We start from the raw sequence: 9,954 nt of genomic DNA on the forward strand, positions 1-9,954 counted from the left end.
AGCGGCTTCAGCCGGCTGATCCAACGCATGCTCGCCGAGAAGACGATCGTGCCCTTGGCCGTCAAGCACTACCGGCATCGACTGTCGGTGCACGGCAAGCCACTGCAGTACATCGCGTTCGTCACGCGCAAGATGGGCGACGTCCCGCCGGCCTGGATCCACTGAGCAGCCCCGCCACTCGGCTCTCCGGGCACCCGTCGGCCCGAAGGACCCCCGGATCCCACATCGTCGTGATCCGCAGCACGTCGTCCGGCTCGGACGCCACTCGTTCGCTCGGCAGCGACGCCGACGCACGGAGGAATGTCGGCCGCCTAATGGAGTACCCGGGCCCGTCACGGCAGGCGGGCCGCCGCATCAGCGGTCGTAAAGCTCCGACCAGCGGTTACGGCACCCGGAACAACCCGGCCGCATGGGCTCGGCGTGGAGCAATCAGACCGGAAGCTCCCTCGGCGAGCGCCACCGGCCGTCAGGCGCCCAATGGGTCACAGGCACCGTGATGCTGACAGTGGCTGTGTCAAGCTGGTCGGTAGGCAGGTCAGTGCCGCAGGGTTCGACGAGATCCTGCCCTTGCACTCGCCTGAGGAGCTACGACGACGGCGGAAGACACAGACGTGAACGGCACGCTCACTCCGGATGAGCAGCTCGCGAAGCAGAGCATTGAAGACTTCGGGCGGTTCAGAACGGGCGACGAGTTGGCGGCGTTCTTGCAGAGTGAAGGAATCAAGGGTGCGCGGGTCAAGGGTGCGTGCCCCGTCGCGACATATATCCGAGGATTCACCAACCGCGTCCGGATACTGGTCAGTGCCACGACAACCCAGATTTGGTCGAAGAACCTCACAACGGTCACCAATCCGCAGGCTCTGACCGAATTCATCGCCGATTTCTACGCGGGGCATCACCCTGAGCTTCTCCGGTCGTGGTTGCCCGCAACCGACCGATGAGAGGAGGCTGCGAGACGCAGCCGATCTTGCGCAGTTCGGGAACGACCCCGGCTCCGGGGTAACGGGCCTCACCGCACCTTGATCACCGAACGGGGGTCAGCAGCAGGGCCGGCCACGGCTGGCAGGCCTCAATCGATGATCAAGGCCAAGCTGTTCTTCTATGGCTCCGCCGATCCCGGGCGCCTTGCACCGGCTGGTCGACTACTGCCGCCGAGTCGGCCGACTGTCTCCACCAGTTCCGGTGGCTCCAGCAGCCGCGCCCGCCGCCGAGCCCCATCCGCCGTGCCACGATGAGACGGCGTCCCCGTGCTCGCCGCCGATAGCCCCGGCGGCCCGCCCGCGCGCCGGGCGACCCCTCGGATATCCGGTCCTGATCGCCGAACGGGACGGACAGCCATGTCGAGTGCAGCTCGGCCCGATGATCAAGAGCGTGCCGGAACCCCGACCGACCACCGCGCCGGGTGGCCACCGCTCGGACGCCGCGGCGTGATCTACCACCTCGACCACGCCGCGGGCCGCACCGTCACCGCCCCACCGATGGACGGCTACATCGACACGCTCCTGCCCCTACCGCCCCGACACCGGCCTGACCGCCGCCGCGGCGCAGCGGCCCGCCGCCCTCGCCAGGCACCACCCCGGGCTCGCCGAGCGCTTCGCGCGTTCGACGCGGCCCGGCACCGAGCGGGGACGAGCAGCTGTGCCGGGCGCGCGGCTCAACGGCCTCGGCCCGGATCATCGAGCCAGGGGCCGCCACCGATCGGTCAACACCCGCCGGCCGCCGAGATGCCGCACCTTGATCACCAAACGGGGGCCAGCAGCAGGGCCAGGCACGGCCGACAGGCCCCAACCGATGATCAAAACCCCGACAACCCCAGGCGGCCACCACCCGAACACCGCATCTTGATCACCACACCGGGACCAACAACAGAGCCAGCCACAGCCAACAGGCCCCAACCGAAGATCACAGCCCCGACAACCCCGAGCGGCCACACACCCGGCGGCCGCCCCGACACCGCACCTTGATCACCAAACGGGGGCCGGCAACAGGACCAGGCACAGCCAACAGGGCCCCAACCGATGATCACAGCCCCGACAACCCCAGGCTGCCACCACCCAGAAAACGCACCTTGATCACCGCACCGGGACCAACAACAGAGCCAGCCACAGCCAACAGGCCCCAACCGATGATCAAGGCCCGGACAGCGCCGGGCGGCCACCGCTCGGACGCCGCTTTTTGATCACCAAACGGGGACGAGCAACCGTGTCGGTGCTGCTGAGCGGCCTCGATCGATGATCAAGGCCGCACTGGCGCCTCTCGGCGCTCGTCGTGCGGTGCACCGGGGACCTCCCGCTGCCCGGCGCGCTGGAGTTTCAGGCCACTGAGGCGCTGATCAAGCTGGAGCGGTGCGCCGGTCGTGCCAGTCGGGAGACGCCGGTCAACTCCAGGCCGGCCGCGGAGAGCAGTTGCTCGAAGTCCGTTCTGGTGCGTTCCCTGCCGGTGAGCAGGACCAGCATGTTCAGATCTCGAATCATGGTGACCGCATCGAACTCCGCCGGGTCATCGGGGACCACCGTCTCCACCAGGTACAACGCGGCGTCCGGCGGCATGGTCTCCCGGCAGTGCCGCAGGATCGTGACGGCGTCATCGTCGCTCCAGTTGTGGATCACATGCTTCAGGAGGTACGCATCGCAGCCACCGGGAACCGATTCGAAGAAGTCGCCCGGCACGATGTCACAGCGCTCGCGCACCCCGGCCGCCGAGACAGTTTCCTCGGCGCCGCTCAGCCCGGATTCGGTGTCGAAGAGTAAACCCTGCATGTGGGGGTTCGCGGCGAGCACGCCGGCGATTATGGCGCCACTTCCTCCTCCCACGTCGGCCAGTCGAGCGGATCCGGCGATCTCGGGGATATCGCTCAGGACGTGCGCGACGCCGCCACTGGCCGCGGCCATCGCCTCATTGAAGATCTCTTCTTTGTCCGGATGTTCCGACAAGTGTTCGAACAAGCCACGACCGAAGACGTGGTGAAAAGCATCCCGTCCGGAGCGAACACTGTCGTCGAGTTTTCTCCAGGACAGCGATTTCTCGCCGGACCCGTACCAGAGGAGGGGGTTGCGCATCGAGCCCGGCACGTCAGAGCACAGCAGGTCGCCGCGCGTGGTGAGCCCGAAGCGAACACCGTCGACGTGCACGGTGCCGGTGGTGATCGCAGCCCGGAGCAGGCGGTTCAGTGATGCCGCGTGAGTTCCCGACCTCTCCGCGAGTTGTTCGGCGCTCGCCGGCCCGTCCGCGAGCAGATCCGGAATACCCAGCCGGACCAGGGCGTAGAGAACCAGCGGCTTGTGGGATTCCCACATCATCGAAGCAAGGTGGACACGTTCCTCGTCGATCTGATTCATGACTGTATTCTTAGCACGATCTTCGGCCTCATTTCACGATTCGCGTTTTGATCTGCAGCACAAGTTCAGCATGCGGGAATCGGCCGCACTCTCTTTTTGACACGATTCACCCACATCGTTCGAGCACTGCGACTCCCGCATGAAATCGGTTACGGCAGAAGCGGCGCGCTCTCCTTCATAAGAACCGCGGATCATTCCTGGTCAGGCCGGATTCGGCGGAGAGAGACGATCCTGCAGAACTGCGGCGCCCGGGCCTGTCAGGTTCGCCAGGACCACGTGGCGTCCGCAGGCAGCCATCAGCAGGTCGATGCCGCGGCCTTCGATGGCGGCGCCGTCACCCCACGTCCAGTCCAGGTCCGTGGCCACGAGCCGCAGCCCGCGCAACCGGCCTCGCGGCACGAAGCCGACCGGGCGCCCTGTGGTGACGAACTCCAGCGCGGGACGGACGTGCGCGGGGTCGGGCGCATGGGGTAGGCCGAGCGGAAGGCGCATGTCGCCACCGTGGACGAGCACGTCGGTCAGCGGCCCCCGCGCGCCCACGAAGGGCGGTGCGAACCGGCTGTCCGCGTTACGCCGCAGGCGCGTGGCGATCTCGCCGGCGGGCTCAGCCGCGATCCGTCGCGCGATGGTGTCGTTGGTCGCGTGCGCGTCACCGCGATGTCGAAGCAGCTCGCCGACGAACGACAGCTTCGATGGCGTGGTTGCTGCGACGAGGTGGGCGGCAACGGTGCGGACGGTCCAGCCCTCGCACAGGCTCGGCGTGCCCAGCTGATCGGCGTTGAGCTCGTCGATCAGGTCGGCGATGCGGCGCCGCTCGCGAGCCGAGGCCACGTAGACCACATCTGTGTTCACGCGATCACCGCGACGACGACCACGATGCCCATGTGGCGCAAGCAGGTGGTGACGGTCGAAACCTGGCACGTCATCGAGTGGTCCGCCTCCTTGCGTCGGTCCTCCGGTCCGTAGGACCCGTTCGTGGGGGTGATGATCTCGACTGCCGGGTGGTGCAGTCCAGCAATAGCAGACTGCTGTCATCACTCCATCGTTCCGCTCGACCATCAGCGCACCGTCGCCGTGCCCAGGATGGCCGGCGGGAAGCTGAGACCCAGCGCGTCCATCGTCTTCTTGTTGATCACGAACCTCACTCCGGTCGGGCGACCGAACGGCACCTCACCCGCCGGCGTCCCGAGCAGGACCGTGGCCGCGACCCGGCCGGTCAGCACTCCGACGGCCGGATAGTCCGGCCCGATGCTCGCGAGAACGCCGTCGGCGCTCGCGTCGCCGCTCGACACGTAGACCGGAACGCCGGCCCCGCCGACCGTGGAGCCCACCGCCGGAAGGCCCGCCAACACCGCCGCGTCCGGCCCGACGAGCACCGCGTCGGCGCGTCCGACGAGGCCGGCCGCCGCGCTCGGGATATCAGCAGGCCCCGAGATGGTCGCTTCCACCAACTGGAGCCCGGGATGCGCAGCGACAGCCCGGCGCAGGGCGTCGATCCACACCACCATGTTCTGATTGGACGGGTCGTACACGGTGCCCAGCCGGGTCGGCGCCGGCCGGATCGTCATGATCGGGTCGAGGAGCCACGCCGGGTCGACGTAGTCGACGCTGCCGGTGACGTTCCCGCCGGGCATGTCCAGGTTCTCCGCGACGCCGGCGCCGACCGGGTCGCCCATGGCGATCGCGATGACCGGCCGATGAGTCTCCTCCCGGGCCAGCGCGATCACGGCGGGCGTCCCGATCACCGCCAGGGCGTCGTCGGCGGAGCCCGCGAGGTCCCGCGCCGCGCTCGCGATGAGGCTCTGGTCGCCCTGCGCATCGATCACGTCGAACGTGACCGGTTTCGGTGCCATTGACCGGGAAAGCTCGTCCTCGAACGAGCGCACCGTCGCGTCGATCACGGCCGCCGGGGACATCTGCAGCAGGCCGATGTGATAGCTGTCGCGCTCGGCAATCGGCCTCGCGTCACCCTGTGCCCCTGCAGCGCACCCGCCGACAAGAGACGAAACGAGCAGAAAAGCGGCAACCGCGGGTATCGTGCGACGCCAGAATGAGAGATCACCTTCGCACGTCCGAGTCGAGCCGAAAAGGAATTTTCGGGCATCCGCAGTCCTGACACATCCCAAGAATTCGCTTCGACTCACCCCGCTGGACCGTAATGTGAGCAAACTCCGATGCGGCGTCCGCCGTGGTTGGACACGAGGACGGCGGATGCGCCAGGGGTCGCGCCGGTTGGCCTCGCGACAGCCGAGTGGGTGCCTCCCCCTCGGGCGCGATGCCGACCGCGCCCCCAGCCGCGTTGGCCTGGGCGACGGCCCGGTGCCCCGGGATGGAACCGCCCGTCCGCGCCGGGGCCGTCAGGACCGGGATCGGCTCAGCTCGGGAGCAGTCCGTTCCAGTAGCTGTCCGCGCTGACCAGGTGGGCGTCGAGAAGTTGCACGGCGCGTTCCTCGTCGCGCTCGAGGACGGCCTGGAAGATCCGCCGGTGTTCGGCGTTCGACTGCCTGCGCCGGTCGCGGTTCCGGAAGTAGAACTCCCGCTGCCGCTTGGTCATGAGGTAGAAGATGTTCACCAGCCGCAGGAGCACCATGTTCTGGGTGGCCTTGACGAGTCCGCAGTGGAAGTCGCGATCCAGCTCGCCGACCGGTTCTCCCGCGGCGATGGCGCGGTCCCACTCACCGAGGCAGCGCCGCAGCTCGTCGATGTTCGCGTCGTCGTGTCTCCGGCATGCCAGGCGGACTGCCTCGATCTCCTGGATGCGCCGCACTTCTGCCGTCTGGTTGAGCTCCTCGCGCGACAGCGGGATGCCGAGCTCGGCGAACAGCGCCAGCGCCTCGATGCTGGCGGACTCGGTTGTCAGGTAGATGCCGGACTTCGGACGCCGCTCGATCAGGCGCAGCGCCTCCAACACGGACAGCGCCTCGCGAACCTGAGGCCTGCTCGCCTGGAACCGCACCGCGAGCTCCCGCTCCGAGGGCGCCCGCTCGTTGCGGGCGTAGCCTCGGGAAAGCAGGAAGGGGACGAGCTCGGCCACGAGGGCGTGCTGCTCCTTCACGGCGTCTCCTTGTCGCGCTGACCGGATCGGAATCCGGAGGCTGGTCTTCCAATCTGGTCAGACCAGATGTTACGCTCCCGTAACGTCTGTCACTCCCCTGGGGCTCCCTGGTCCACGCTCGCCGTCGGGTTCCACGTCGAGAGGATTCGCGATGCCCGACGCACTCGATCCGTCGTTACGCCACAGACACGACACCATGATCGCCGCGCAGCGCACCCCGAATTCGCGCTCCCCGGCATTCGATCCGTAGCAATCAATTGGCCACGCGACGCGCCTCAATAGGTCGCCATTCGGATATCCCACGCTCGCCATTTCGTCTCCGCCGATGTCCAGAGGCAGCCACCGGAGGACGGAGCCGATTGCGAGCAGATCCAGGAGCAGTTTCGACGAAGGGGAACCGAGCGTGAAGATCGCAGCCGTCCGCTGCGTGGAGTACAGCGGCACGATGGACCATCCGGGCGTGTTCTGGGAGGAACGCCTGATCCGCCCGGTCGACATCTACCCCCAGTTCCGGGCCGAGGGACCGGCGTTCCTGCCCTCGACGGGTGCCGGCGCCTACCGGATCACCTCGGTGTTCGTCCACATCGAGACCGACGGCGGCGTCACCGGCACCGCCGGGCCGATCACCCGGGAGCAGGCGCATGTCATCGAGACAGGCCTCGCACCGCTACTGGTGAGCCAGGACCCGCTTGCCACCGAGTACCTCTGGGACGTCATGTACCGCTCGGCGGTGCACGGCCGCAAGGGCGTCGAGATGATGGCGATCAGCGCCCTGGACTGCGCGCTGTGGGATCTCAAGGGTCGCCATTTCGGAGTGCCGGTATACGTGCTGCTCGGCGGCCCGGTGCGGGATTCGATCCCGGCCTACGCCTCCGCTCTCGGCTATTCGCTGGACCTCGACGCCGCACGGGAGCGCGCGGCCGAGATCGTGGCACAGGGATTCAGCGCCACCAAGTGGTTCCCCCGGCACGGGCCCACCGACGGCAAGGCCGGAATGGAGGCCAACGTCGCGCTGATCGCGGCCTTGCGCGACACGGTGGGGCCGGACGTCGACATCATGGTCGACGCCTGGATGTCGTGGGACGTGCCGTACGCACTGCGCATGGCCGATCGGCTGGCGGAGTACGCGCCACGGTGGATCGAGGAACCCGTGCTGCCGGACAAGCCGCAGTCCTACGCCGAGATCACCCGGCGGATCCGCAGCGACATCCTGGTGTCCGGCGCGGAGCACGAGTACACGCGCTGGGGCATTCACCAGCTCATGGCCGACGGCGCCATGCACCTCTACCAGCCCGACACGTACTGGGCGGGCGGCATCAGCGAGATGCTCAAGATCGCGGCGCTGGCGAGCGCGTACGACGTGCAGCTCATCCCGCACGGCCACTCGGTGCCGGCGAACACGCACATCAGCTTCGCCCAGCCGCCGACGCTCACGCCGATGATCGAGTACCTGCTCAAGTGGAACACGATCCACCAGTGGTTCCTCGCCCATCCCGTCCATCCGGTAGACGGCGAGGTGACCCCACCGACCGAGCCGGGCCTGGGCATGGACCTCGACGAGAACAAGATCGAAAGCCAGCGAGAGCTGAGCTTCGCGTGACCGACGACAAGCGGGGAGAGACCATGGGTAGGACCTTGCGTGAGCTGTGGGACGGCACCGACGCGACGATCGGGGGCTGGTGCTCCATTCCCAGCCCGTTCTCCGCGGAGTTGATGGGCCGCAGCGGATTCGACTGGGTGTGCATCGACACGCAGCACGGGCTGGTGGCCTACGACCAGATGGCGCCGATGCTGCAGGCACTGTCCATCACCGCTACGCCGGCGTTCGTGCGAGTGGCATGGAACCAGCCCGACCACATCATGAAGGCGCTCGACGCAGGCGCGCAGGGAGTGATCGTGCCGATGGTGAGCTCCGCTGAGGAGGCACGGGCCGCGGTCGCCGCCGCGAAGTACCCGCCCATGGGAATGCGCTCGTGGGGCCCCATCCGCGCGGCGTTCGACGTCGAGAACTACAGCCCTGAGGTGGCCAACCGGCGCACGATCGTGGCGGTGATGATCGAGACGCCCGGCGGGGTGGAGAACCTCGACGCGATCCTGGCGGTTCCAGGTGTCGACGCGATCTACGTGGGCCCGTCCGACCTCGCGCTCGGCCACGGGATGACGCCGACTCTCGCCGTGACCGACCCCGAGCACGAGCGTCTCATCGAGACGGTCGTCGACGCCTGCCGTCGGCACGGCGTCGTCGCGGGGATCCACTGCGACAGCGTCGAGACCGCACGGCGCTGGCACGCCCGCGGGTACGCGATGTTCACGGTCGGCTCGGACGCCGCGCTGATGCGGCAGGCCGCCACGGCGGTTGTCGCGCAGGCGTTCGAAGGCAGTAGGCAGGTCGTGCTCCCCGCGACCGGGCAGTACGCATGACCGCACGGGATCGCGTCGAGATCGCCGTGATCGGCAACCACCGCCCAGCGGTGCTCGAGGCGCTCGGAGCCGAGTTCACGCTGCACGAGGTCGAGTCGGTCGACGACGTCGCGGGCTCGCTGGGCGCGGCGGCGGAACGGATCCGGGGCGGCCTGTCCAGCCCCATGATCGGCCTGTCCGCGCCGATGATGGATGCGCTGCCGAAGCTGGAGATCGTGGCGCTGTTCGGCGTCGGGCTCGAACGCACCGACCTCACCTACGCCCGTGAGCGGGGAATCGTGGTCACGACCACGCCCGTTCTCTACGAGGACGTCGCAGACACCGCCGTTGTGCTCGCGATGGACGTCTCCCGTCGGATCACGGCCGGGGACCGGTGGGTGCGGGTAGGGCACTGGGGTCCAGGTGGGCCTCCGGCATCCGGCAGGCGGTTCTCCGGCAAGAGAGCGGGCATACTCGGCATGGGCCGGATCGGACGGCTCCTCGCGCAGCGGCTCGCGGCGTTCGACATGACCATCGGCTACTACGACCCGCGGCCCGCGCCCGATGTCGATCACCGGCTGTACTCCTCCGGGGTCGAGCTCGCGCGCGAGTCCGACTTCCTGTTCCTGTGCGCGGCGGGCGGCCCGGGGCAGCGCGATCTCGTCGATGCCGAGATGCTCGCCGCACTCGGCCCGGAGGGTGTGTTCGTCAACATCGCGCGCGGGTGGCTGGTGGACGAAAAGGCGCTGGTCGACGCCGTGGTGACCGGCACGATCGGCGGTGCGGGTCTCGACGTGTTCGCCGACGAACCGAATGTGCCGCAGGCGCTGCGGGAGGCGGACAACGTCGTCGTTCTACCGCACATCGCCAGCAACACCGTCGAATCCCGCCACGCGATGGACCAGTGCATGATCGACAACATCCGGTCCTGGTTCGCGACGGGCACGGCCGTCACGCCGGTGCCCTGACGCGAGAGGGCCCATGAACGTCAGTCGTGGCGGACCGATGTTCATGGGCCGACTCCGGCTGGGCCCGTCGGACGCGCGTTACGCCCGGTCAGGCCTGCGTGGACTCTTCCTGCTTCCGCTCGGCGGCGTACTTGTCCGTCCAGGCCTGGATGGCCGCGCCGTTCTTGGCGTCGAGCTCGCCGTGGCGGCTACG

The 9,954-nt window shown here is 68.2% G+C and carries 8 protein-coding genes; 4 read left to right on the top strand and 4 right to left on the bottom strand.

The annotated features are described in order from the left end of the window. Positions 1-611: 611 nt before the first annotated feature. Positions 612-941, top strand: coding sequence for a hypothetical protein (locus MMF94_RS42825; RefSeq protein ID WP_241043240.1), 330 nt, complete (start codon positions 612-614; stop codon positions 939-941). Between the two features lie 1,371 nt (positions 942-2,312). Here MMF94_RS42825 and MMF94_RS42830 read toward each other — a convergent pair. From MMF94_RS42830 to MMF94_RS42845, 4 genes are all read right to left on the bottom strand, one after another. Beyond that, positions 2,313-3,338: an acetylserotonin O-methyltransferase gene (locus MMF94_RS42830; protein WP_241043241.1), complete on the bottom strand. Its 1,026-nt coding sequence runs from the start codon at positions 3,336-3,338 to the stop codon at positions 2,313-2,315. Between the two features lie 201 nt (positions 3,339-3,539). Next, a complete protein-coding gene (locus MMF94_RS42835; protein ID WP_241043242.1) occupies positions 3,540-4,190 on the bottom strand; it encodes a maleylpyruvate isomerase family mycothiol-dependent enzyme in 651 nt (216 codons plus the stop codon). 206 nt (positions 4,191-4,396) lie between these two features. Next, complete coding sequence (locus MMF94_RS42840; RefSeq protein ID WP_241043243.1) at positions 4,397-5,254, bottom strand: ABC transporter substrate-binding protein; 858 nt, start codon at positions 5,252-5,254, stop codon at positions 4,397-4,399. A gap of 458 nt (positions 5,255-5,712) precedes the next feature. Next, positions 5,713-6,393: a FadR/GntR family transcriptional regulator gene (locus tag MMF94_RS42845; RefSeq protein WP_241043244.1), complete on the bottom strand. Its 681-nt coding sequence runs from the start codon at positions 6,391-6,393 to the stop codon at positions 5,713-5,715. Positions 6,394-6,796: 403 nt separating this feature from the next. On the opposite strand from MMF94_RS42845, the gene MMF94_RS42850 reads away from it, so the two are divergent. From MMF94_RS42850 to MMF94_RS42860, 3 genes are read left to right on the top strand one after another with little or no spacing between them, the layout of a single operon-like run. Further along, entirely contained in the window at positions 6,797-7,993 is a 1,197-nt protein-coding gene (locus tag MMF94_RS42850) for an enolase C-terminal domain-like protein (RefSeq protein ID WP_241043245.1), read from the top strand. Positions 7,994-8,016: 23 nt separating this feature from the next. After that, positions 8,017-8,814, top strand: a complete 798-nt coding sequence (locus MMF94_RS42855) for an HpcH/HpaI aldolase family protein (RefSeq protein ID WP_241043246.1) — start codon at positions 8,017-8,019, stop codon at positions 8,812-8,814. Then, positions 8,811-9,761 carry a 2-hydroxyacid dehydrogenase gene (locus tag MMF94_RS42860; protein ID WP_241043247.1) on the top strand — a complete coding sequence of 317 codons (951 nt, stop codon included), beginning with the start codon at positions 8,811-8,813 and terminating at the stop codon, positions 9,759-9,761. Before MMF94_RS42855 ends, MMF94_RS42860 begins: the two co-directional genes overlap by 4 nt. The last annotated feature ends 193 nt before the right edge of the window (positions 9,762-9,954 follow it).

The organism is Pseudonocardia alaniniphila (genome assembly GCF_022524485.1).
GTDB lineage: Bacteria > Actinomycetota > Actinomycetes > Mycobacteriales > Pseudonocardiaceae > Pseudonocardia > Pseudonocardia alaniniphila.

Coding starts and splice junctions, on each gene's coding strand:
- MMF94_RS42830 (WP_241043241.1), bottom strand. CDS start 3,338: ATGAATCAGATCGACGAGGAACGTGTCCACCTTGCTTCGATGATGTGG.
- MMF94_RS42840 (WP_241043243.1), bottom strand. CDS start 5,254: ATGTCCCCGGCGGCCGTGATCGACGCGACGGTGCGCTCGTTCGAGGAC.
- MMF94_RS42855 (WP_241043246.1), top strand. CDS start 8,017: ATGGGTAGGACCTTGCGTGAGCTGTGGGACGGCACCGACGCGACGATC.
- MMF94_RS42860 (WP_241043247.1), top strand. CDS start 8,811: ATGACCGCACGGGATCGCGTCGAGATCGCCGTGATCGGCAACCACCGC.